The organism is Mycobacterium sp. E735, from assembly GCF_001666955.1.
In the GTDB taxonomy this organism is placed as follows: Bacteria; Actinomycetota; Actinomycetes; order Mycobacteriales; family Mycobacteriaceae; genus Mycobacterium.
Map to the genome: position 1 here is coordinate 17,475 of NZ_LZIX01000243.1, position 22,174 is coordinate 39,648.

Consider the following 22,174-nt stretch of genomic DNA (forward strand, 5'->3'; position numbering starts at 1 on the left):
CGGCGCAAAACCGCCCACCTCTTTGGCGGATACTTCCAAAATGTGGCGTAGGTTTTAGGGGTGAATGACAACCCGTTCGCCGGCCCGTTCGCCAAGCAGCCCAGGTCGCCGCTGGAGATGCTCAACACGGTGCCCGACTCCGTGCTGCGCCGGCTCAAGCAATACTCCGGCCGGCTGGCCACCGAGGCGGTCTCGGTCATGCAGGACCGGTTGCCCTTCTTCGCCGACCTGGAAGCCTCGCAGCGGGCCAGCGTGGCGCTGGTGGTGCAGACGGCCATCAACAACTTCGTCGAGTGGATGCAGGACCCACACAGCAACGTCAGCTACACCGCCCAGGCCTTCGAGCTGGTACCCCAGGATCTGGCCCGCCGGATCGCGCTGCGGCACAGCGTCGACATGGTGCGCGTCACCATGGAGTTCTTCGAGGAGGTGTTGCCGCTGGTGGCCCGCTCCGAGGAGCAGCTGACGGCCCTGACCGTGGGTGTCCTCAAGTACAGCCGCGACCTGGCGTTCACCGCGGCCTCGGCCTACGCCAACGCCGCCGAGGCCCGCGGCACGTGGGACAGCCGGATGGAGGCCAGCGTCGTCGACGCGGTGGTCCGCGGCGACACCGGCCCCGAACTGCTGTCCCGGGCCGCGGCGCTGAACTGGGACACCACCGCCCCGGCGACCGTCGTGGTCGGCGTCCCGGCCCCCGGGCGGGACGGCTCCACCGGGCCCGGCGACGACCAGCGGGCCAGCCAGCACGTCCGCGACATCGCCGCCCAGCATGGCCGCGCCGCCCTCACCGACGTCCACGGCACCTGGCTGGTCGCTATAGTTTCCGGCCAACTGTCGCCAACCGACAAATTCCTCGGCGATCTGCTGCAGGCCTTTTCCGACGGCCCGGTGGTCATCGGGCCCACCGCACCGATGCTGACGGCCGCCTATCACAGCGCCAGCGAGGCTATTTCCGGGATGAACGCCGTCGGTGGCTGGCGGGGCGCACCGAGGCCGGTTCAGGCCCGGGAACTTCTGCCCGAACGCGCCCTGATGGGCGACGCGTCCGCGATCGTCGCGTTGCACACCGACGTGATGGGGCCGCTGGCCGACGCGGGACCGACGCTCATCGAGACTCTTGACGCTTATTTGGATTGTGGCGGCGCGATTGAAGCTTGTGCCAGAAAGTTGTTCGTTCATCCAAATACGGTGCGCTACCGGCTCAAGCGGATCACCGACTTCACGGGACGCGATCCGACCCAGCCCCGCGACGCATACGTGCTGCGCGTGGCGGCGACGGTCGGCCAGCTCAACTACCCCACCCCGACCGCCAGCGTCGGCACCAACCCGCTGCCCCCTGTTCCGCTGCCGGTCAGGGCGGCTATCGTCGGTCAATCGGAGTAATAGTGACCCAGGCAACAGATCAAGCAACGGTATCGAACATGTAGCTTACGGAGCTGTTTTGTGGGGAGTACACAAAAACCTAAGACCAGGTTCATAATCTGTTACACCCGCCAAAACCGTTTCCACAGTGTTCTCTTAAACACGTGATTGCTTTGCTTGCGCCCGGACAGGGTTCGCAGACCGAGGGGATGCTCTCGCCGTGGCTCGACCTGCCGGGTGCCGCGGACCAGCTCGACCTGTGGTCGAAGGCCAGCGGCCTCGACCTGGTCAGGCTGGGCACCACCGCGTCGACCGAAGAGATCACCGACACCGCGGTCACGCAGCCCCTGGTCGTCGCCGCCACCCTGCTGGCCCACCAGGAGCTCACCAAGCGCGGCCTGCTCTCCGGCGCGGAGCTGATCGTCGCCGGCCACTCCGTCGGCGAGATCGCGGCGTACGCGATCGCCGGTGTGATGGCCGCCGACGACGCCGTCTCGCTGGCCGCCACCCGTGGCGCCGAGATGGCCAAGGCGTGCGCCATCGAGCCGACCGGCATGTCCGCCGTGCTCGGCGGTGACGAGGCCGAAGTGCTGGCCCGCCTCGAGCAGCTCGACCTGTTCCCCGCGAACCGCAACGCCGCCGGCCAGATCGTCGCCGCCGGCCCGCTGACGGCGCTGGAGAAGCTGGCCGAGGACCCGCCGGCCAAGGCCCGGGTTCGCGCCCTCGGCGTGGCCGGGGCGTTCCACACCAAGTACATGGCTCCGGCCCTCGACCGCTACGCCGCCGCGGCGGCCGCGGTCGCGACCGCCGCGCCCACCGCCACGCTGCTGTCGAACCGCGACGGCCAGCCCGTCGGCTCCGCGGCGGCGGCGATGGAGGCGCTGGTCGCCCAGCTCACCCAGCCCGTGCGCTGGGACCTGTGCACGGCGACCATGCGTGACCGGGAGATCACGGCGGCCGTGGAGTTCCCGCCCGCGGGCACTCTGACCGGCATCGCCAAACGCGAACTTCGGGGGGTTACGACCCGCGCCGTCAAGGCACCCGCAGACCTGGACGCACTGGCTGAACTGTAGAAAGCCGCTTCCAGTACAACCACATAACGCTCTATAAGAACGCTCTGTTCGATTAACACAACACATCACGAAGGGAAGACGCTGTGGCCGTCAGCCAGGAAGAAATCATCGCCGGTATCGCGGAGATCATCGAAGAGGTCACCGGTATCGAGCCGTCCGAGGTCACCCCGGAGAAGTCGTTCGTCGACGACCTGGACATCGACTCGCTGTCGATGGTGGAGATCGCGGTGCAGACCGAGGACAAGTACGGCGTGAAGATCCCGGACGAGGACCTCGCCGGTCTGCGCACCGTCGGTGACGTCGTCTCCTACATCCAGAAGCTCGAGGAAGAGAACCCCGAGGCTGCCGAGGCCCTGCGCGCCAAGCTGGAGACGGAGAACCCCGACGCCGTCGCCAACGTCAAGGCGAGGATGGAAGCGGACAAGTGAGCAAGCCTTCCACTGCTAATGGCGGTTACCCCAGCGTTGTGGTGACCGCCGTCACGGCGACGACGTCGGTCGCGCCGGACATCGAGAGCACGTGGAAGGGTTTGTTGGCCGGCGAAAGCGGCATCCACGTACTCGAGGACGAGTTCGTCACCAAGTGGGACCTGCCCGTCAAGATCGGTGGGCACCTCAAGGAGCCCATCGACGAGCACATGAGCAGGCTCGACCTGCGGCGTATGTCGTACGTCCAACGGTTGGCCAAGCTGCTCAGCACTCAGCTGTGGGAGTCCGCCGGCAGCCCGGAGGTCGACCCCGACCGGTTCTCGGTCGTGGTCGGCACCGGGCTCGGTGGCGCCGAGCGGATCGTCGAGAGCTACGACCTGATGAACGAGGGCGGCCCCCGCAAGGTGTCGCCGCTCGCCGTCCAGATGATCATGCCCAACGGCGCCGCGGCGGTGGTGGGTCTGCAACTGGGCGCTCGCGCCGGGGTCATCACCCCGGTGTCGGCATGCTCGTCGGGCTCGGAGGCGATCGCGCACGCGTGGCGCCAGATCGCGATGGGTGACGCCGACTTCGCCGTCTGCGGCGGTGTCGAGGGTCCCATCGAGGCGCTGCCGATCGCGGCGTTCTCGATGATGCGGGCGATGTCCACTCGCAACGATGAGCCCGAACGCGCCTCGCGCCCGTTCGACAAGGACCGCGACGGCTTCGTGTTCGGCGAGGCCGGGGCCCTGATGATCATCGAGACCGAGGAGCACGCCAAGGCCCGCGGCGCCAAGCCGCTGGCCCGGTTGATGGGTGCGGGCATCACCTCGGACGCGTTCCACATGGTTGCGCCGGCCGCGGACGGCGTGCGCGCCGGCCGGGCGATGCAACGGTCGCTCGAGTTGGCTGGCTTGTCCCCCAAGGACATTGACCACGTCAACGCGCACGGCACGGCGACACCGATCGGCGACACGGCCGAGGCCAACGCCATCCGGGTCGCGGGCTGCGAGCAGGCGGCGGTGTACGCACCGAAGTCGGCTCTGGGCCACTCCATCGGCGCGGTCGGCGCGCTGGAATCTGTCCTCACGGTATTGAGCCTTCGGGACGGCGTGATACCGCCAACTCTCAATTACGAAACGCCAGATCCCGAGATCGATCTTGATGTTGTCGCGGGCGAACCCCGCTACGGCGATTTCCGTTACGCCATCAACAACTCGTTCGGATTCGGTGGCCACAACGTGGCGCTCGCCTTCGGGCGGTACTGAGCACGACGTCGGGCGACGAAGCGGGCCTCAGCAAGCGGCCCGCGGAGGAGCCGGACAAGTACGAAAGGAACGTTTGCAAGACCCATGACAGAGCTGGTTACCGGGAAAACGCTCCCGAATGTGGTCGTCACTGGCGTCGCCATGACGACCGCACTGGCCACTGACGCCGAGAACACCTGGAAGTTGTTGCAGGACGGACAAAGTGGTATCCGCAGACTCGAGGACCCGTTCGTCGAGGAGTTCGACCTGCCGGTCAAGATCGGCGGGCACCTGTTGGAGGAATTCGACAGCCAGATGACCCGTGTCGAGCTGCGGCGCACGGGTTACCTGCAGCGGATGTCGACCATCTTGAGCCGCCGGGTCTGGGAGAACGCCGGCTCGCCCGAGGTCGACTCCGACCGGTTGCTGGTGTCCATCGGCACCGGCTTGGGCTCGTCGGAGGAAATGGTCTTCAGCTACGACGACATGCGCGCCCGTGGCATGCGGGCGGTTTCCCCGCTCGGTGTGCAGAAATACATGCCCAACGGCGCCGCGGCGGCGGTGGGTCTGGAACGGCACGCCAAGGCCGGCGTGATCACGCCCGTGTCGGCGTGCGCGTCCGGTTCCGAGGGTGTGGCCCAGGCGTGGCGCAACATCGTCTTCGGCGAGGCCGACATCGCCATCTGCGGTGGTGTCGAGACCAAGATCGAGGCGGTGCCGATCGCGGCGTTCGCCCAGATGCGCATCGTGATGTCGACCAAGAACGACGACCCGGCGGGTGCCTGCCGCCCGTTCGACCGGGATCGCACCGGCTTCGTGTTCGGCGAGGCCGGGGCGCTCATGGTGATCGAGACCGAGGAGCACGCCAAGGCTCGGGGGGCCAACATCCTGGCCCGCATCATGGGGGCCGCCATCACCTCGGACGGCTACCACATGGTCGCGCCGGACCCCAACGGGCTTCGGGCCGGGCACGCGATGAGCCGGGCGATTCAGCTCGCCGGCCTGACCCCCGGCGACATCCACCACGTGAACGCCCACGCGACGGGTACGTCGGTGGGTGACGTGGCCGAGGGCAAGGCGATCAACAACGCGCTGGGCCCCCACGGCGGCAACGCGGCCGTCTACGCGCCCAAGGCCGCGCTGGGCCACTCGGTGGGCGCGGTGGGTGCGGTCGAATCGATCCTGACGGTGCTGGCCCTGCGGGACCAGGTGATTCCGCCGACGCTGAACCTGGAAAACCTCGACCCCGAGATCGACCTGGACGTGGTGGCGGGCAAGCCGCGGCCGGGCAAGTACGAGTACGCGATCAACAACTCGTTCGGATTCGGCGGGCACAACGTCGCGATCGCCTTCGGGCGGTACTGACCATCGCTGCCCAACCAGAGAGCACACCGGAGAACAGGAGACCTGCGATGACAATCATGGCCCCCGCGTCGGTCGGCGAATCGCTCGACCCCAGGGACCCGTTGCTGCGTCTGAGCAACTTCTTCGACGAGGGCAGCGTCGCGCTGCTGCACGAGCGTGACCGCTCGGGTGTGCTTTCTGCGTCGGGCACCGTGAACGGTGTGCGCACCATCGCCTTCTGCACCGACGGCACCGTCATGGGCGGCGCCATGGGTATCGAGGGCTGTGCGCACATCGTCAACGCCTACGACACCGCCATCGAGGAGCAGAGCCCGATCGTCGGGATCTGGCACTCCGGCGGTGCGCGGTTGGCCGAGGGCGTGAAGGCGTTGCACGCGGTGGGGAGGGTCTTCGAGGCGATGATCCGTGCGTCCGGTTACATCCCGCAGATCTCGGTGGTCGTCGGCTTCGCCGCCGGTGGCGCCGCCTACGGGCCGGCGCTGACCGACGTGATCGTGATGGCTCCGGAGAGCCGGGTGTTCGTGACCGGGCCCGACGTCGTGCGCAGCGTGACCGGCGAGGACGTCGACATGGCGTCCCTCGGCGGTCCGGAGACCCACCACAAGAAGTCCGGCGTGTGCCACATCGTCGCCGACGACGAGCTCGACGCCTACGAGCGCGGCCGTCGACTGGTCGGATTGTTCTGCCAGCAGGGCCATTTCGACCGCACCAAGGCCGAGGCCGGTGACACCGACATCCACGCCCTGTTGCCGGAATCGGCGCGGCGGGCCTACGACGTGCGTCCGATCGTGACCGCGATCCTGGACGCCGAGACCCCGTTCGACGAGTTCCAGGCCAACTGGGCGCCGTCGATGGTGATCGGGCTGGGCCGGCTCTCCGGCCGCACGGTGGGTGTCCTGGCGAACAACCCGCTTCGTCTGGGCGGCTGCCTGAACTCCGAAAGCGCCGAGAAGGCAGCACGTTTCGTGCGCCTCTGCGACGCGTTCGGCATCCCGCTGGTCGTGATCGTCGACGTGCCCGGCTACCTGCCCGGCGTCGACCAGGAGTGGGGCGGCGTGGTGCGCCGCGGCGCCAAGCTGTTGCACGCCTTCGGCGAGTGCACGGTTCCGCGGGTCACGCTGGTCACCCGAAAGACCTACGGCGGGGCCTACATTGCGATGAACTCCCGGTCGCTCAACGCGACCAAGGTGTACGCCTGGCCGGACGCCGAGGTGGCGGTGATGGGCGCCAAGGCCGCCGTCGGCATCCTGCACAAGAAAAAGCTGGCCGCCGCGGCCGATCACGAGCGTGAGGCGCTGCACGACCAGCTCGCCGCCGAGCACGAGAAGATCGCCGGTGGCGTGGACAGCGCCATCGAAATCGGCGTGGTCGACGAGAAGATCGACCCGTCGCACACCCGCAGCAAGCTCACCGAGGCGCTGGCTCAGGCCCCGGCGCGCCGCGGTCGGCACAAGAACATCCCGCTGTAAGCCGCAGCGCCACCTTCTAGCGCGAGCAGACGCAAAATCGCACTCGCGGTGCCCGCGTGGTGCGATTTTGCGTCTGCTCGGCGGTTAATCCCCAGGCGTGACTGGTCAATTGAGCCGGGCCACCGCATGCTTCCGCGGTGCTCACCGACGCGCTAAAGCTGATGCAGGAAGTCGGCGGGTTCGCGACGACGTCCCAACTGCTGACAGTCATGACCCGTCAACAACTCGACGTTCAAGTCCGAAACGGTGGGCTGGTCCGCGTATGGCACGGGGTCTACGGCGCCACACAGCCAACTTGTCTGGGGCGGTTGGCCGCCTTGGACGTCTTCATGGGCCGACATGCGGTGGCCTGCCTGGGCACCGCCGCGGCCTTGTACGGATTCGACACCGAGAACACGAGAGCTATTCACGTTCTCGATCCCGGTGTGCGCATGCGCCCTACGGCCGGCTTGATGGTTCACCAACGAACCGGTGCCCGGCTCCAACGAATTGGGGGTCGTCTCGCGACGGCACCGGGATGGACTGCAGTGGAGGTCGCAAGGCAACTGCGCCGGCCGCGGGCGCTGGCGACGCTTGACGCGGCGTTGCGCTCAATGAAGTGCACTCGCAATGAAATTCGGAGAGCCGTTATCGAGCAGCGAGGACGTCGAGGCATAGTTGCTGTGCGCGCACTGTTGCCCTTTGCGGATGGCCGTGCGGAATCGCCCATGGAAAGCGAGGCGCGGCTGGTGATGATCGATCGCGGGCTACCGCTTCCCGAGCTGCAGCATCCGATCGTCGGACGCGATGGCCAGTTGTGGCGCGTCGACTTCGCATGGCCGCATCTGCGTTTGGCCGCAGAATACGAGAGCGTCGATTGGCACGTTGGCCGCGAGGAAATGCTTCGCGACAAGACGCGGTGGGCCAAGATCCAGGAGCTTGGGTGGACGATCATCCCAATCGTCGTCGACGACGTGCGACGAGAACCTGACCGCCTCGCTGACCGCATCGCGACGCACCTGAACCGCCCACCGACGGCCGGTTAACGCCGCCGAGCAGACACATAATCGCACGCAACACGCTTTGGCCATGCGCTTTTGTGTCTGCTCACGGAGCGCGGTCATGGTCTGCAGAGGATCTTCGCAAGCACCGCCCGCAGTTGCCCCTCGGGATCGTCGGGCAGAAAGTCACAGCGCCAGCCGACGAAATCGTCGGGGCGCACCAGCAGCGCGCCGGAAGGGCCGAGCCCGGTGACCGCCGCCCACTCGTCGCTGTCGATGCGATGCGCGGCCACCGACGCCGAAGCCGCGGCGGCGCACCAGCGTTCGTCGCCGGTGAGCAGGGTGAATCCCGGGCCCAGCAGGTCGAGCGTCGAAACCCCCTCGCGCACCCAAACATGCGGCACCCGAGTGCCGGGCTGCCCGCGCAATTCGTCGATCAGCGACACGGCGTCGGGATCCGCCGGGCCGGGATCATCGGAAACCACTGCGCCCGAGCGGTATTGGTAGCCGATAAGCAGCGCGAACATCGGCGCCTCCTCGTCCGGCGGCAACATGGGCCGGTCGTCGTCCAACCGCAGGAAGCCCAGCGACGGCCCGCTAAGCGACTGGCGAGCGTTGAAGCGCCCGACCGGGTGTCGCTCGGCATGGTAGGTGGTCAGCAGGGCCGGGCCGGCGGTCCCGTTCACGACGGCGGCCAGTTTCCAGGCCAGGTTATGCGCGCTCTGGATGGCGGTGTTGGCCCCGCCGCCCTTGAACGGCGGCATGGTATGGGCCGAGTCGCCGACGAGAAACACTCGGCCGCAGTGGAATTGGTTGGCCACCCGCTCGTAGGGCTGCCAGGGTGCCACATCGATGATTTCCACGTCCATCGGCTCACCGATCGCTTTGGTCAGCATCTCGCGGCACCGCTGGGCGGTGAACTGTTCGGCGGTTTCCCCGCGGGCGGGAAAGTACGTGGTGATGAACATGCCCATGTCGTCGCGCACCGACAGAAAAATTCCCTCGACGTCCGGGTTGCTGACTTGGATGGCGTCGCCGTCGCCCAGGTCCGGAGCGAATTTTCGCCACGTCGCCCGGAAGTAGATGAACACGACATAGATGGGCAATGCCCCGTGGCCGGAGGTGGTCACGCCGAGCGCGTCGCGGACCGGGCTGTGCACGCCGTCGGCCGCGACGAGATAGTCGGCGCGTACCGCCTCGGTCGCGCCCGACTCGCGATCGCGGACAACCGCGGTGATGCCGCTAGCGTCTTGTTCGAACGAGCCCAACTCCGTGTTGTAGCGCACCTCGCTGCCGCGCCGGCGGATGTGGGTGAGCAGGATCGGTTCGAAGGCGCTCTGCGGGCAGTACTGGCCGCCGGGCTCGGGGCTCAATTCGTCGAACGGCGCGAAGATCGCGTTGATGTCGATCGCCTGACGCTGTTCGGCGCTGTTGAGCGTCGGCTTGCTCAGCATGTCGGAAACGCCGTTGGCGACCGCGTGGATCTCGTCGGCCAATCCAAGACCGCGCAGGATTTCCAGGGTGCGGAAGCTGAGGTTGCGGGCCTTCGGATAGATGAACACCTCGCGCCGCTTCTCGACCAGCAGCGAGCGGACCCCGTGTTTCGCCAGCAATGCCGACGTGGCGAGGCCGGCGGCGCCGGCGCCGACGATGAGGACTGGAACTCGTGTGGTCGTCATAGAACAAAATGATAGTCGCTATCATTCGATATCTACAGTCAGAATCAAGCTTCGGCGCCTAACCCAGGCGCGCCACGAACTCCTCGGCCGCCGGCAGCGCCCGCTCGCGATCGGAGGCCACCAGGCCGATGCGGGTCCGCCGGTCCACGATGTCGGAGACGTCCAGCGCGCCCTCATGGGTGATGGCGTACTCGAATTCCGCCCGGGTGACGTCGATGCCCTCGGCGACCGGCTCGGTCGGGCGCTTACACGTGGCGGTGGCCACGACCTTGGCGGCCTCGGCGCCGTACCGCCGCACCAGCGAGTCCGGCAACCCGGCGACCGGGCCGGAGCCCGGCGGTCCCGGATTGGCGGGCGCCCCGACCAGCGGCAGGTCGTGGGTCCGGCACTTCGCGGCGGGCAGGCGCCGAAGGCCGACGGCGCGGTCCAGCACGTCTTGCGCCATGTAGCGGTACTCGGTCAATTTGCCGCCGATCACGCTGATGATCCCGGACGCCGACTCCACGACGGCGTGCTCGCGCGAGATGTCGGCGGTGCGGCCCTCGCCGGTGTCGATCAGCGGCCGCAGCCCCGCGTAGGCGCCGATGACGTCGGCCGGCCCGAGCGCGACCCCCAACGCGGTGTTGACCGTGTCGAGCAGGAAGGTGACCTCGTCGGCCGACGGTGTGGGCACATCCGGAATCGGGCCGGGGGCGGCTTCGTCGGTCAGCCCCAGATAGACCCGGCCCAGCTGCTCGGGCATGGCGAAGACGAACCGGTTGAGCTCGCCGGGGATCGGAATCGTCAGCGCCGCAGTGGGATTCCCGAACGCTTCGGCGTCGAAAACCAGATGCGTTCCGCGGCTGGGCCGCAGCCGCAGCAGGCCGTCGATCTCCGCGGCCCACACCCCGGCGGCGTTGATGACCGCCCGCGCCGCGACGTCGAACGACTGTCCCGTGCGCTGGTCGGTCAGCCGCACCGAGGTGCCGGTGGCCCTCGACGCCGCCACGTAGGTCAGGATCCGTGCGCCGTGCTGCGCCGCGGTGCGCGCGACCGCGGTGACCAGGCGGGCGTCGTCGATCAACTGCCCGTCGTAGGCGAGCAGCCCGCCGTCCAGCCCCGCGCGCCGAACGGTGGGCGCCAGCTGCACGACGCGCTCCGGTGAGATCCGGCGCGACCGCGGCAGTATCGACGACGACGTGCCCGCAAGCATCCGCAGCGCGTCGCCCGCCAGGAACCCCGTGCGCACCAGCGCGCGCTTGCCCCGGCTCATCGAGGGCAGGAGCGGAACCACTTGCGGCATCGCGTGAACCAGGTGGGGGGCGTTGCGGCCCATCAGGATTCCGCGCTCGAGGGCGCTGCGGCGGGCGATCCCCACGTTGCCGGTCGCGAGGTAACGCAGCCCGCCGTGCACCAATTTGGAGCTCCACCGGCTGGTGCCGAAGGCGAGGTCGTGCTTCTCCACCAGCGCCACCCGCAGCCCGCGCACCGCGGCGTCCAGGGCGATGCCGGCGCCGGTGATGCCGCCGCCGATCACGACGACGTCCAGCGGCTCGCCGTCGGCCAGGGCAATCAGGTCGGCCTCGCGGCGGGCGGCGTTCAGCGCGGTGGGGTCGGGTATCACGACAGGTATCCGTTCAGCGAGTAGGCGAGTTCGACGGCCAGCGTGTCGGCGTCGAGGAGGGGTTCGACGATCTGCGCCGACTGAATGGTCGACTGGGCGATCAGCAACACCATGGTGGCCATCTGGACGGGGTCGCCGGCGCGCACGCTGCCGTTGCGCTGGGCCACCCGCAGCCGGGCGGCGAGGGCGTCGATCAGCATGTGCTGGCTGGTCCCGAGCCGCTCGGTGATGTAGATCGGTGCGAGTTCGGAGTGCAGCACCGACATGACGAGGCGGTCGCGACGCAGCAGATTGGCCACCGTAACGATCTGTCGCACAAGGGATTCCCGGTCGTCACCGAGCAGCGGCGCGTCCCGCATCACCTCGGTGACGTGGCGGGTCAACAGCGCCGCGACGATCGACGGGGTGTCCGGCCAGCGCCGGTACACCGTGGGCCTGCTGACGCCGGCACGTCGCGCGATCTCGGCCAGGGTCACCCGGTCCACCCCGAAGTCGACCACGCAGCTGGCCGCCGCCGCGAGGATGCGCTCCCCCGTGTCCACCGGGACGCGTGCGTTACTGGTTGACAGCATGTGTAATACTGTAACGCATGACGCAACCCGAGGGCCTGCTCCCCCCGATGAAATGGAACGCGTGGGGGGATCCGGCCGCGGCCAAGCCGCTCTCCGAGGGCATCCGGACGCTGCTGGAACAGGCCGTCGGCGTGCAGGATTCCGGCGCCGCCGAGCTGCAACCCGATCAGGTGCGCCTGCGCCCGTCGGCGCTCTCGCAGGCCCATCGCGACGCGCTGGCCGAGCTCGTCGGCGCCGAGTACTGCCGCACCGACGACCGGGACCGGCTGCTGCACGCCGGCGGCAAGTCCACGCTCGATCTGCTGCGCCGCAAGGACGCCGGCGTGCAGGACGCGCCCGACGCGGTCTTGCTGCCCGGTGACGAGGACGCCGTCGCCACGATCCTGCGCTACTGCTCCCACCACCACATCGCCGTGGTTCCGTTCGGCGGCGGCACCAGTGTGGTCGGCGGCCTGGATCCCATTCGCGGCGAGTTCCCCGCCGTGGTGTCGCTCGACCTGCGCCGCCTCGACCAACTGTTCTCCCTCGACGAGGTGTCCGGCCAGGCCGTGTTCGGGGCCGGCGTCACCGGGCCGGATGCCGAACGCATGCTTGGCGCCCAAGGTTTTTCGCTCGGGCATTTCCCGCAGAGCTTCGAATACGCGACGATCGGCGGCTTCGCCGCCACGCGCTCGTCCGGGCAGGACTCGGCGGGCTACGGCCGCTTCAACGACATGGTGCGCGGCCTGCGGGTGGTCACGCCGGTGGGCACCCTGGACCTGGGCCGCGCGCCCGAGTCCGCGGCCGGCCCCGACCTGCGCCAGCTGATGATCGGGTCCGAGGGCGTCTTCGGCGTCATCACCCGGGTGCGGCTGCGCGTGCACCGGGTCCCGGCGGCCGTCCGCTACGAGGCGTGGTCCTTCCCCGACTTCGAGACCGGCGCCGCAGCCCTGCGCGCCGTCACCCAAACCGCGACCGGCCCCACGGTCATCCGGCTTTCCGACGAGGCCGAGACCGGGGTCAACCTGGCCACCACCGAGTCCATCGGGGAAAGCCAGATCACCGGCGGTTGCCTGGGCATCACCGTGTTCGAAGGCACCGAGGAACACGTCGAAAGCCGGCACGCCGAAACCAGCGCCCTGCTGGCGGCGCAGGGCGGAACCTCGCTGGGCGAAGCGCCGGCGCGGGCGTGGGAGCACGGGCGCTTCGGCGCGCCGTACCTGCGCGATTCGCTGCTGTCGGCGGGCGCGCTGTGCGAGACGCTCGAGACGGCCACCGACTGGTCCAATGTTGCGGCCCTCAAAGCCGCTGTGACGCAAGCGCTTACGGACGCTCTGGCCGCGAGCGGCACGCCCGCGTTGGTGATGTGCCACATCTCGCACGTCTACCCGACCGGGGCGTCGCTGTACTTCACCGTCGTCGCCGGGCAGCGCGGCAACCCGATCGAACAATGGTGGGCCGCCAAGAAGGCCGCGTGCGACGCGATCATGGCCACCGGCGGGACCATCACCCACCACCATGCGGTCGGCGCCGACCACCGCCCCTGGATGGGCGACGAGGTGGGCGAGCTGGGCGTGCAGGTGCTGCGCGCGGTGAAGGCCACCCTGGACCCGGCCGGAATCCTCAACCCGGGCAAGCTGATTCCATGACCCGGCGCGAGATCGCGAAGGTGATCGCGCTGACCAATCCCGTCTCGGGGCATGGCGCCGCGATCCGGGCGGCGCAGCTCGCGATCGCGCGGCTGCACCACCGCGGGGTCGAGGTCGTCGAGATCATCGGCGACGACGCGCAAGACGCGCGGTACCTGGTGGGCGCCGCGCTGGAAAAGGGCGCCGACGCGGTAATGGTGACCGGCGGGGACGGCGTCGTCTCCAACGCGCTGCAGGTGCTCGCGGGCACCGACGTGCCGATCGGCATCGTGGCGGCCGGGACCGGCAACGACCACGCCCGCGAATTCGGGCTTCCCACCAAGGATCCCGAGGCCGCGGCGGACATCATCGTCGAAGGTTTCACCCAGACGATCGATCTGGGCCGCATCCGCAACAGCGACGGGGCCACGAAGTGGTTCGGCACCGTGGCGGCCACCGGATTCGACTCGCTGGTGACCGACCGGGCCAACCGGATGCGCTGGCCGCACGGGCGGTTGCGGTACTACGTCGCGATGCTCGCCGAGCTATCGCAGCTGCGGCTCCTGCCCTTCCGCATGGTGCTCGACGGGACGCGCGAGATCGACGCCGACATCACGCTGGCGGCCTTCGGCAACACCCGCAGCTACGGCGGGGGCATGCTGATCTGCCCGCACGCCGACCCCACCGACGGCCTGCTCGACATCACGATGGTGCACGAGGCGTCGCGCACCAAGCTGGTCCGCCTGTTCCCCACCGTCATGAAGGGCACCCACATCGACCTCGCCGAGGTGAGCACGACGCGGGCCCGATCCATTCACGTCGAGTGCCCCGGCATCAACGTCTACGCCGACGGCGACTTCGCCTGCGCGCTGCCCGCGGAGATCAGCGCGGTTGCGGGGGCGCTGCGGATCCTGCGCCGGGCCGGGGACCAATAGCGGGCCACCGGATTTGATATCGCCCGCGATATCAAATCCGGACGTCGCACATTCCCGCGGAGACCTAGCCGACGCCGCGGCTGAGCCAGGTCACCTCGCCGACCTCGCCGCCGTCGCGGTAGGCCTCCAGGGCGTCGTCCCACGCCGTTCCTAGCACGGTGTCCAGCTCGGCGGCCAGGGTGTCGGCGCCCTGCGACATCAGCGCCCGCAGTCGCATCTCCCCGACCATGACGTCGCCGTTGGCGCTCATCGCCCCGCTCCACAGGCCGAGCTGCGGGGTGTGGCTGAACCGCTGGCCGTCGACTCCGGGGCTGGGGTCCTCGGTGACCTCGAACCGCAGCACCGACCACGACCGCAGGGCGTTGGCCAGCCGGGCGCCGGTGCCCACCGGCCCGACCCAGTTGGTGACCGCCCGCAGCTGTCCGGGCATGGCCGGCTGCGGGGTCCACGTGAGGTTCGCCTTCGCCCCAAGGGTCGACGACAACGCCCACTCGACATGCGGGCACACCGCCGCGGGCGAGGCGTGCACGTACACCACGCCAGTCGTCACGTCGGCGAATTGATTCGACGCACGCATTTCCTGCTCCTTCGGTTCCGCGAGGGACGTCTTCCCCAACGACCTGGCGGGACCTGGCAAGCAGGATGTCTAACTATTTTGTGTGTCGTGCGTGTCTATTGTGCCTTGTGATACCCGTGTTGCGCTAGTGTGCATTTTTTCTCAGCCGTATTCCGCGACCACGGCGTCCGAGAACGCCGGCCACGGCTGCAGCGCCCACTCCCCGAAATCGCGGTTGGTCAGGGCCACCAGCGCCAGCTCCCGTTCGGGATCTGCCCAGATGAACCCACCCGCCTGGCCGAAATGGCCGTAGGTGCGCGGCGAGTTGTGCGCGCCGGTCCAGTGCGGCGATTTGGCGTCCCGAATCTCGAAGCCCAGCCCCCAGTCGTTGGGCCGCTGGACGCCGTAGCCGGGCAGCACGCCGTCCAGGCCGGGAAACTGCACCGTCGTCGCCTCGGCGTGCAGCTCGGCGGAGACAGTCACCGGCCGCAGCAGGTCGCCGGCGAATTTCGCCAGGTCAACCACCGTGGACACCGCCCCGAACCCCGCCGCCGCCGCGCCGCCGTCCAGCCGGGTGGAAGCCATCCCGAGCGGCTGGAACACCGCCTCGGTTAGGTAGCGGCCGAATTCGATGCCCGATTCGCGCTCCACGGTCTCGGCCAGCACGGTGAAGCCGTGGTTGGAGTAGATGCGCCGCGCGCCGGGGGCGGCGAGCACGTGGTCGTTCTGCAACGCCAGCCCCGACGCGTGCGCCAGCAGATGGCGCACGGTGGCCCCGGGCGGGCCGGCCGCGGTGTCCAGTTCGATGACGCCCTCTTCGACGGCGACCTGCACCGCGCGGGCCACCAGCGGCTTGGTCACCGAAGCCAGCACGAACACCCGCTCGGTGTCGCCGTGACCGGCCAGCACGCCGTCGGGTCCGATCACCGCCGCGGCGGCGGCCTCGACTGGCCAATCCTGCAGAGCGTCGAGGGCCGCCATCACTTTCGGGCGATGTAGTAGTTGTTGATCGGGTCGGACTCGATCTCGGCGACCCGCACGTCGCCGAATCCGGCGTCGGCCAGCATCGCGGTGGCCAGCTGCGTCCCCCACGCCGTGCCCAGCCCGGCGCCGTCCAGCGCCAACGACACCGTCATGCAGTGCATCAGCGACGTGGTGTACAGGTAGGTGCTCATCGGAACGCCGACGTTGTCCTCGAGGCGGCTCGACGCCTTGATGTCGGCCATCAGCAGCACGCCGCCGGGCCGCAGGGCGCGGTAGATGTTCTCCAGCACCTGCGCGGGCTGGGCCTGGTCGTGGATGGCGTCGAACACGGTGATGACGTCGTAGGCCTCGACCTTGTCCAACTCGGCCAGGTTGTGGCTCTCGAAGGTCGCGTTCGCCAGCCCGAGGTCGGCCGCCTCGCGGGCGCCGACGGCGATCGCCTCGTCGGAGAAGTCGATGCCGGTGAAGCGGCTGGCGGGGAACGCACGCGCCATCACGTTGATCGCGTGGCCGCTGCCGCAGCCGAAGTCCGCGACGTCGGCCCCGTCCCGCAGGCGTTCGACGAGGCCGTCCACCAACGGCAGCACCACGTCGACCAGGGCGGTGTCGTACACCACCCCGCTCTGCTCGGCCATCAGCGCGTGGAAGCGGGGGAACTCGCTGTAGTGCAGTCCACCGCCGTCGCGGAAGCAGCCGATGATCTTCTGTTCGACCTCGGCGAGCAGCGGGACGAACAGGGTCACCAGGGCGAGGTTGTCCGGCCCGGCCGCCCGGGTCAGCACGCCGGCACGGTGCGCGGGCAGCGAGTAGGTGGCGGTCTCGGCGTCATAGTCGACGACGTGCGCGGTCGTCATGCCGGCCAGCCACTCGCGCACGTAGCGCTCGTTGAGGCCGGCCGCCTCGGCGATCTCGGCGCTGGTGGCCGGCGCGAGCCCGGACATCGTGTCGAGCAGACCGGTCTGGTGCCCGATGCTCAGCAGCAGGGTCAGGCTGGCGCCGTCGATGGCCGCGGCGATTCGTTCGGTGAATTCGTCGGTGGTTTCCGAGGCGGTCTCGGGTGCTGCGTTCATCTGCGCCGCTCCTCTTCATCGTTTCGTCCCCCGCAAGCGGGTGGGGGTCCCACTGCATCGTCCCCGGCGCGCATGGTCAGCGACGGTACACCGTAGTTTGGTGGCCATGAGTCAGACAGTGCGCGGCGTGATTTCACGAAAGAAGGGCGAGCCCGTCGAGCTGGTCGACATCGTCGTCCCCGACCCGGGGCCCGGTGAGGCCCTGGTGGACGTCATCGCCTGCGGGGTGTGCCATACCGACCTGACCTACCGCGAGGGCGGCATCAACGACGAGTACCCGTTCCTGCTCGGCCACGAGGCCGCCGGCCGGGTCGAGGCCGTCGGGCCGGGCGTGACGGCGGTCGAGCCGGGCGACTTCGTGATCCTGAACTGGCGGGCCGTCTGCGGCCAGTGCCGGGCCTGCAAACGCGGCCGCCCTCACCTGTGTTTCGACACGTTCAACGCCGCGCAGAAGATGACGCTGACCGACGGCACGGAACTGACGCCCGCGCTGGGCATCGGGGCGTTCGCCGACAAGACGCTGGTGCACGCCGGGCAGTGCACCAAGGTCGATCCCGCCGCCGACCCGGCCGTCGCGGGCCTGCTCGGCTGCGGGGTGATGGCCGGCATCGGCGCGGCGATCAACACCGGCGGCGTCACCCGCGACGACACGGTCGCGGTGATCGGCTGCGGCGGGGTCGGGGACGCCGCGATCGCCGGCGCCGCGCTGGTCGGGGCCCGGCGGATCATCGCGGTCGACACCGACGACACCAAGCTGGAGTGGGCCCGTAAATTCGGCGCCACCCACACCGTCAACGCCCGCCAGGCCGACGTCGTCGAGGCGATCCAGGACCTCACCGACGGGTTCGGGGTGAACGTGGCGATCGACGCGGTCGGCCGGCCCGAGACCTGGAAGCAGGCCTTCTACGCCCGCGACCTCGCGGGCACCGTTGTGCTGGTGGGGGTTCCGACGCCCGACATGAAGCTGGAGATGCCGCTGATCGACTTCTTCAGCCACGGCGGGTCGCTGAAGTCGTCGTGGTACGGCGATTGCCTACCCGAACGCGACTTCCCGACGCTGATCGATCTGTATTTGCAGGGCCGGCTCCCGCTGGAGCAGTTCGTCTCCGAGCGCATCGGCCTCGGCGACGTCGAGGAAGCCTTCCACAAGATGCACGGGGGCAAGGTGTTGCGTTCGGTGGTGGTGCTCTAATGGTCGAGATCCAGAAGGTGGTCACCCACGGCACGTTCGAACTGGACGGCGGCAGTTGGGAAGTCGACAACAACATCTGGCTGATCGGTGACAACTCCAACGTCGTGGTGTTCGACGCCGCGCACACGGCCGAGCCGATCATCGAGGCCGTGGACGGCCGGCACGTGGTCGCGGTGGTGTGCACGCACGGCCACAACGACCACGTGACGGTCGCGCCGGAACTGAGCGAGGCGCTCGACGCGCCGGTGCTGCTGCACCCGGCCGACGAGGTCCTGTGGCGAATGACGCACCCCGACAAGGAGTTCCGCTCCGTGTCCGACGGCGAGACGGTCAAGATCGGCGGGACCGAGCTGCGCGCGTTGCACACCCCGGGCCACTCGCCCGGATCGGTGTGCTGGTATTCGCACGACCTGGGCGTGGTGTTCAGCGGCGACACCCTGTTCTCCGGCGGCCCGGGTGCGACCGGCCGCTCCTATTCGGATTTCCCGACGATCTTGCAGTCGATCTCCGAGCGGTTGGGCAAGTTGCCCGGCGAGACGCTGGTGCACACCGGTCACGGCGATGACACCACGATCGGCGACGAGATCGTGCACTACGAGGAGTGGGTGGCCCGGGGCCACTGATGACGGCGCAGCCCGCGCATCCGTCACGCGCGCAGCGGTTTCCCGACCACCATGCGGTCCCCGGATTTGATATCACCGGCGATATCAAATCCGAAAGTCGCCTAATGGTCGCGGACAGGCGGGCTATTGCCCCTCGAGGATCCGCCGCTTCTCGGCCTCGAACTCCTCCTGGGTCAGCGCCCCCGAGTCACGCAGCGCCGCAATGGTTTTGAGCCGCTCCAGGCGCACCCCCTCGTCGGTCGGCTCGACGGGCGCGGCGGTCACGACCGGCGCCCCGTAGTAGGGATTCGCCGCCACCACCGCCCGGCGGCGGGTGCGGCTCAGCCAGCGGCCCGACAACACCGATCCGGCCAGGCCCACCACGAACGTGGCGACGAACAGCCACACCGCAAAGCCGTAGGAACTCTTGTGGCCGAAGGCCAGTCGCGGGTCGATGTACCCGTTGACCTGTCCGTCGGTCGTGATGTTGTAGGTGCCGCTCGACGCGACGCGGGCGACCCACACCCGCACGTGCGCATCGTTGTTGACCGTCGTCGTCGACCCGATGCTCTCGGTCACGACGGGCTGCGCCACCCCGTCGGGCGGCGCGATCGTGACGCCCAGCGGCGGCACCGGCAGCCCGCGGTCGGGGCCGCTGATGACGACGGTGTGCAGGCTGATGGTGACATCACCGGCGGGCAGGTAGAGGCTGCCCGACCCGGGGACGGGCACCTCGCCGTAGGCGTTGTATTTGTCCAGAAAGAAGGCGTTGAGCACCAGGGCGGCGATGAAGCCGCCCACCGATACGACCATCACGACGATGGCAGCGGCCAGCGAAATCTTCGCGAGCCGTCGGCTGCTCATCCAGGCAGTGTGTCACCGCGACGGCAGACGGCGCACACTGGGAGCCGGGTGAAACCGGTAAGGAGTGATACGCATGGCCAACGATCTCGTCGCCACGGTCCCCGACTTGTCCGGCAAGCTGGCTATCGTCACGGGTGCCAACAGCGGCCTGGGCTTCGGTCTGGCCCGCCGGCTCGCGGCCGCCGGCGCCGACGTCGTGATGGCGATCCGCAACCGCGCCAAGGGCGAGGGGGCGATCGAGCAAATCCGCAAGACGGTGCCGGACGCGAAGCTGACCATCGCCGCGCTGGACCTGTCGTCGCTGGCCTCCGTCGCCGCGCTGGGTGATCAACTCAACGCCGAGGGCCGCCCGATCGACATCCTGATCAACAACGCCGGCGTCATGACGCCGCCGGAACGCGACACCACCGCCGACGGCTTCGAATTGCAGTTCGGCAGCAACCATCTCGGGCACTTCGCGCTGACCGGGCACGTGCTGCCGCTGCTGCGCGCCGCCGGCAAGGCGCGCGTCGTCTCGCTGAGCAGCCTGGCGGCCCGCCAAAGCGGCAAGATCCACTTCGACGACCCGAATTTCGAGAAGTCCTACGCGGCGATGTCGGCGTACGGCCAGTCGAAGCTCGCGGTGCTGATGTTCGCCCTCGAGCTGGACCGGCGCAGCCGCGCGGGCGGTTGGGGCATCGTGTCCAACGCCGCGCACCCGGGCCTGACCAAGACCAACCTGCAGATCGCCGGGCCCTCGCACGGCCGGGAGAAGCCCGCGCTGATGGAGCGGCTGTACAAGGCGTCCTGGCGCTTCACGCCGTTCCTGTGGCAGGAGATCGACGAGGGAATCCTGCCTGCGCTCTACGCGGCGGCCGCCCCGCACGCCGAGGGCGGCGCGTTCTACGGGCCCCGCGGGTTTCAGGAGCTGGCCGGCGGCGGCGTCCGGCCGGCCAAGGTCCCGGCGCCGGCCCGCAACGAGGCTGACTGCCAACGACTTTGGGAGCTTTCCGAGCGGCTCACCGGCGTCAGCTACCCGAAGCCGGACTGACGACTATCGTTGGGACATGCGGCCTGAGCCAAGGATGCCCGAATCGAGCATTGTGGTTCGGCCCGAGCCCGTTTACACCCAGTCGTCGCGGCTGCAGGCCGCCGGGCTGGCGCCGGCCATCGCGATGTTCGAGCGCGCCGCCGAGCAGGTGGCGCTGCCCAAGCCGCCGCAGCCCATCGTCATCGCCGACTACGGCGCCGCCAACGGCCACAATTCGCTGAAGCCCCTCGCGGCCGCCATCGCGGTGCTGCGCCGCCGTACCCGTCACGACCACGCAATCCTGGTGGCGCACACCGACATACCGGACAACGACTTCTCGGCGCTCTTCCACACCCTGGAAGACGACCCGGAGAGCTACCTGCAGCTCGACAACGCGACGTTCGCGTCGTCGATCGGCCGTTCGTTCTACGACCAGATCGTGCCGTCCAAGACGGTCAACCTCGGCTGGTCGTCGTGGGCGACGCAGTGGCTGAGCGCGATGCCCGGGGAGGTGCACGATCACGTGCACGTCGCCTACAGCAGCGACGCCGCGGCGCGCGCGGCGTACGCCGAGCGCGCGGCGCTGGACTGGCACAACTTCGTCGCGTTCCGGGGCCGCGAGCTGGCCCCCGAGGGTCGGCTGGTGGTGATGACGATCGCGCTCGACGAAGACGGCACGACGGGGTTCCCGACGCTGATCGACGCGATGCTCGAGGGGCTGCGGGAGCGCGTGCGCGACGGCCTGGTGCGCGAGGACGAGGCGCGGCGGATGACCATTCCCACCTTCGCCCGCGGCGAGAAGGACTTCCGCGCCCCGTTCGCGCCCAGTGGGCGCTTCGAGGGCCTGACGATCGACCAGCTGGAGATGTTCAACGCCGAGGACCGATTCTGGGCCCGCTTTCAAGCCGACCGCGACGCCGAGGCCTTCGGCGCGCAGTGGGCTGCCTTCGCCCGCGCGGCGCTGTTTCCCGCCCTGGTGCGCGGGCTGGACGGCGGGGTCGACGACGCGCGGGCCCGCGAGTTCGTCGATCAGCTCGAGCGCGCGGTCGCGGTTCGGCTGGCAAGCGCACCCGAGCCGATGCGAATCCCCCTGGCCTTGGTCGAGCTGGTCAAACGCGAACGATCCGGCGCGTGAGAGTTTCGACACATCCCGGCAACGGGTAACCCCCGACAATCGCGACCTGCGATTGCGAGGGGGTTATTGCATGAGCGTGCAGGACGACAAGTCGGCTGACCAGGACGCCGATCTCAAGTCGGCTGACGAGGACACCGATCAGAAGCTGACGGAAAAGCCCGAGCCTGACGAGGACGATAAAGCGAAGGCCGCCGAGATGATGGAGGCCTATAAGGAGAAGCCGACCATCGTGCTCCCCGGCACCGGCGGGAGCGTTTCCGGCACCGCCGTCAACGACTGGCTGGACGAGGACGGCAATCCCAAGCACGAGGTTCCCGAGGGTACCGACTCGAAGGCCGAAAATTCCGACGACGAGCGCGACGAGCAGGCGTTGAAGGAACAGATCGAGAAAGACAAGGAGCTCAACGAGAAGCTCAAAGAGGCCGCGGCCGCCGAGAACAAGGGCGAAAAGGGTTGACCCGTC

At 68.9% G+C, this 22,174-nt stretch carries 21 protein-coding genes and 1 pseudogene; 14 read left to right on the forward strand and 8 right to left on the reverse strand.

The genetic code is table 11. The features are described from left to right. The first annotated feature begins 60 nt into the window (after positions 1–60). The 7 genes from A5704_RS19805 (at position 61) to A5704_RS19835 (ending at position 7,948) form a co-directional block, all read left to right on the forward strand. Positions 61–1,383, forward strand: a complete 1,323-nt coding sequence (locus A5704_RS19805; RefSeq protein WP_067749670.1) for a CdaR family transcriptional regulator — start codon at positions 61–63, stop codon at positions 1,381–1,383. A gap of 143 nt (positions 1,384–1,526) precedes the next feature. Further along, positions 1,527–2,435 carry an ACP S-malonyltransferase gene (locus A5704_RS19810; RefSeq protein WP_067890586.1) on the forward strand — a complete coding sequence of 303 codons (909 nt, stop codon included), beginning with the start codon at positions 1,527–1,529 and terminating at the stop codon, positions 2,433–2,435. A gap of 83 nt (positions 2,436–2,518) precedes the next feature. Further along, positions 2,519–2,863, forward strand: a complete 345-nt coding sequence (acpM, locus tag A5704_RS19815; RefSeq protein WP_007170888.1) for a meromycolate extension acyl carrier protein AcpM — start codon at positions 2,519–2,521, stop codon at positions 2,861–2,863. After that, the gene (gene kasA / locus A5704_RS19820; RefSeq protein WP_067749666.1) at positions 2,860–4,110 is read left to right on the forward strand and encodes a 3-oxoacyl-ACP synthase KasA; all 1,251 of its coding nucleotides are present in this window, start codon (positions 2,860–2,862) and stop codon (positions 4,108–4,110) included. Before acpM ends, kasA begins: the two co-directional genes overlap by 4 nt. An 84-nt stretch (positions 4,111–4,194) precedes the next feature. Then, on the forward strand, positions 4,195–5,454 hold the full coding sequence (gene kasB, locus A5704_RS19825; RefSeq protein WP_067749664.1) for a 3-oxoacyl-ACP synthase KasB: 1,260 nt from the start codon (positions 4,195–4,197) through the stop codon (positions 5,452–5,454). A 47-nt stretch (positions 5,455–5,501) separates the two neighbouring features. Next, positions 5,502–6,923 (forward strand): acyl-CoA carboxylase subunit beta, encoded by a 1,422-nt coding sequence (locus A5704_RS19830; protein WP_067890589.1) that lies wholly within the window; start codon positions 5,502–5,504, stop codon positions 6,921–6,923. Between the two features lie 137 nt (positions 6,924–7,060). Continuing rightward, positions 7,061–7,948 carry a hypothetical protein gene (locus A5704_RS19835; RefSeq protein WP_067890594.1) on the forward strand — a complete coding sequence of 296 codons (888 nt, stop codon included), beginning with the start codon at positions 7,061–7,063 and terminating at the stop codon, positions 7,946–7,948. Positions 7,949–8,022: 74 nt separating this feature from the next. Here A5704_RS19835 and A5704_RS19840 read toward each other — a convergent pair whose 3' ends face one another. The 3 genes from A5704_RS19840 to A5704_RS19850 are packed head-to-tail and all read right to left on the reverse strand — an operon-like array spanning position 8,023 to position 11,757. After that, positions 8,023–9,582, reverse strand: coding sequence for an FAD-dependent monooxygenase (locus A5704_RS19840; RefSeq protein ID WP_067890597.1), 1,560 nt, complete (start codon positions 9,580–9,582; stop codon positions 8,023–8,025). A gap of 58 nt (positions 9,583–9,640) precedes the next feature. Continuing rightward, on the reverse strand, positions 9,641–11,185 hold the full coding sequence (locus A5704_RS19845; protein ID WP_067890600.1) for a glycerol-3-phosphate dehydrogenase/oxidase: 1,545 nt from the start codon (positions 11,183–11,185) through the stop codon (positions 9,641–9,643). Further along, complete coding sequence (locus A5704_RS19850) at positions 11,182–11,757, reverse strand: TetR/AcrR family transcriptional regulator (RefSeq protein WP_067749654.1); 576 nt, start codon at positions 11,755–11,757, stop codon at positions 11,182–11,184. Before A5704_RS19850 ends, A5704_RS19845 begins: the two co-directional genes overlap by 4 nt. A gap of 47 nt (positions 11,758–11,804) precedes the next feature. Here A5704_RS19850 and A5704_RS19855 point away from each other — a divergent pair, with 47 nt between their 5' ends. Continuing rightward, the gene (locus A5704_RS19855) at positions 11,805–13,385 is read left to right on the forward strand and encodes an FAD-binding oxidoreductase (protein WP_369807390.1); all 1,581 of its coding nucleotides are present in this window, start codon (positions 11,805–11,807) and stop codon (positions 13,383–13,385) included. Beyond that, a complete protein-coding gene (locus A5704_RS19860) occupies positions 13,382–14,299 on the forward strand; it encodes a diacylglycerol kinase (RefSeq protein WP_067749650.1) in 918 nt (305 codons plus the stop codon). The genes A5704_RS19855 and A5704_RS19860 overlap by 4 nt, the downstream gene beginning before the upstream one ends. Positions 14,300–14,363: 64 nt before the next feature. Here A5704_RS19860 and A5704_RS19865 read toward each other — a convergent pair whose 3' ends face one another. The 4 genes and pseudogenes from A5704_RS19865 to A5704_RS29835 form a co-directional block, all read right to left on the reverse strand. Further along, a complete protein-coding gene (locus A5704_RS19865) occupies positions 14,364–14,876 on the reverse strand; it encodes a DUF3145 domain-containing protein (RefSeq protein ID WP_067749648.1) in 513 nt (170 codons plus the stop codon). A 141-nt stretch (positions 14,877–15,017) separates the two neighbouring features. Beyond that, on the reverse strand, positions 15,018–15,836 hold the full coding sequence (locus A5704_RS19870; RefSeq protein WP_067890604.1) for a serine hydrolase: 819 nt from the start codon (positions 15,834–15,836) through the stop codon (positions 15,018–15,020). After that, entirely contained in the window at positions 15,836–16,909 is a 1,074-nt protein-coding gene (locus A5704_RS19875) for a class I SAM-dependent methyltransferase (protein ID WP_067890607.1), read from the reverse strand. The genes A5704_RS19870 and A5704_RS19875 overlap by 1 nt, the downstream gene beginning before the upstream one ends. Then, positions 16,906–17,025 (reverse strand): annotated as a pseudogene (locus A5704_RS29835) (hypothetical protein); the annotation flags it as partial. The gene A5704_RS19875 and the pseudogene A5704_RS29835, both read right to left, overlap by 4 nt. Between A5704_RS29835 and A5704_RS19880 the strand changes: the two are divergent. Both A5704_RS19880 and A5704_RS19885 read left to right on the forward strand, forming a co-directional pair. Beyond that, the gene (locus A5704_RS19880; protein ID WP_067890610.1) at positions 17,016–18,101 is read left to right on the forward strand and encodes an S-(hydroxymethyl)mycothiol dehydrogenase; all 1,086 of its coding nucleotides are present in this window, start codon (positions 17,016–17,018) and stop codon (positions 18,099–18,101) included. The pseudogene A5704_RS29835 and the gene A5704_RS19880 sit on opposite strands and share 10 nt — an antisense overlap. Next, entirely contained in the window at positions 18,101–18,724 is a 624-nt protein-coding gene (locus A5704_RS19885; RefSeq protein ID WP_067890613.1) for an MBL fold metallo-hydrolase, read from the forward strand. The genes A5704_RS19880 and A5704_RS19885 overlap by 1 nt, the downstream gene beginning before the upstream one ends. 123 nt (positions 18,725–18,847) lie before the next feature. On the opposite strand, the gene A5704_RS19890 is transcribed toward A5704_RS19885, so the two are convergent. Beyond that, positions 18,848–19,567: an SHOCT domain-containing protein gene (locus tag A5704_RS19890; RefSeq protein ID WP_067890616.1), complete on the reverse strand. Its 720-nt coding sequence runs from the start codon at positions 19,565–19,567 to the stop codon at positions 18,848–18,850. 73 nt (positions 19,568–19,640) lie between these two features. On the opposite strand from A5704_RS19890, the gene A5704_RS19895 reads away from it, so the two are divergent. The 3 genes from A5704_RS19895 to A5704_RS19905 all read left to right on the forward strand — a co-directional run bounded on the left by A5704_RS19895 (position 19,641) and on the right by A5704_RS19905 (position 22,168). Further along, complete coding sequence (locus A5704_RS19895; protein ID WP_067890619.1) at positions 19,641–20,597, forward strand: SDR family oxidoreductase; 957 nt, start codon at positions 19,641–19,643, stop codon at positions 20,595–20,597. Positions 20,598–20,613: 16 nt separating this feature from the next. Then, a complete protein-coding gene (locus A5704_RS19900; protein ID WP_067890622.1) occupies positions 20,614–21,711 on the forward strand; it encodes an SAM-dependent methyltransferase in 1,098 nt (365 codons plus the stop codon). 70 nt (positions 21,712–21,781) lie between these two features. Next, on the forward strand, positions 21,782–22,168 hold the full coding sequence (locus A5704_RS19905; RefSeq protein WP_067749633.1) for a hypothetical protein: 387 nt from the start codon (positions 21,782–21,784) through the stop codon (positions 22,166–22,168). Positions 22,169–22,174: the final 6 nt, after the last annotated feature.

Excerpts from the sequence above, each read along its gene's own strand:
- kasB (WP_067749664.1), top strand. The coding sequence starts at position 4,195 with ATGACAGAGCTGGTTACCGGGAAAACGCTCCCGAATGTGGTCGTCACT.
- A5704_RS19830 (WP_067890589.1), top strand. The coding sequence starts at position 5,502 with ATGACAATCATGGCCCCCGCGTCGGTCGGCGAATCGCTCGACCCCAGG.
- A5704_RS19840 (WP_067890597.1), bottom strand. The coding sequence starts at position 9,582 with ATGACGACCACACGAGTTCCAGTCCTCATCGTCGGCGCCGGCGCCGCC.
- A5704_RS19850 (WP_067749654.1), bottom strand. The coding sequence starts at position 11,757 with ATGCTGTCAACCAGTAACGCACGCGTCCCGGTGGACACGGGGGAGCGC.
- A5704_RS19855 (WP_369807390.1), top strand. The coding sequence starts at position 11,805 with ATGAAATGGAACGCGTGGGGGGATCCGGCCGCGGCCAAGCCGCTCTCC.
- A5704_RS19860 (WP_067749650.1), top strand. The coding sequence starts at position 13,382 with ATGACCCGGCGCGAGATCGCGAAGGTGATCGCGCTGACCAATCCCGTC.
- A5704_RS19865 (WP_067749648.1), bottom strand. The coding sequence starts at position 14,876 with ATGCGTGCGTCGAATCAATTCGCCGACGTGACGACTGGCGTGGTGTAC.
- A5704_RS19870 (WP_067890604.1), bottom strand. The coding sequence starts at position 15,836 with ATGGCGGCCCTCGACGCTCTGCAGGATTGGCCAGTCGAGGCCGCCGCC.
- A5704_RS19875 (WP_067890607.1), bottom strand. The coding sequence starts at position 16,909 with ATGAACGCAGCACCCGAGACCGCCTCGGAAACCACCGACGAATTCACC.
- A5704_RS19880 (WP_067890610.1), top strand. The coding sequence starts at position 17,016 with ATGAGTCAGACAGTGCGCGGCGTGATTTCACGAAAGAAGGGCGAGCCC.
- A5704_RS19885 (WP_067890613.1), top strand. The coding sequence starts at position 18,101 with ATGGTCGAGATCCAGAAGGTGGTCACCCACGGCACGTTCGAACTGGAC.
- A5704_RS19890 (WP_067890616.1), bottom strand. The coding sequence starts at position 19,567 with ATGAGCAGCCGACGGCTCGCGAAGATTTCGCTGGCCGCTGCCATCGTC.
- A5704_RS19895 (WP_067890619.1), top strand. The coding sequence starts at position 19,641 with ATGGCCAACGATCTCGTCGCCACGGTCCCCGACTTGTCCGGCAAGCTG.
- A5704_RS19900 (WP_067890622.1), top strand. The coding sequence starts at position 20,614 with ATGCGGCCTGAGCCAAGGATGCCCGAATCGAGCATTGTGGTTCGGCCC.
- A5704_RS19905 (WP_067749633.1), top strand. The coding sequence starts at position 21,782 with ATGAGCGTGCAGGACGACAAGTCGGCTGACCAGGACGCCGATCTCAAG.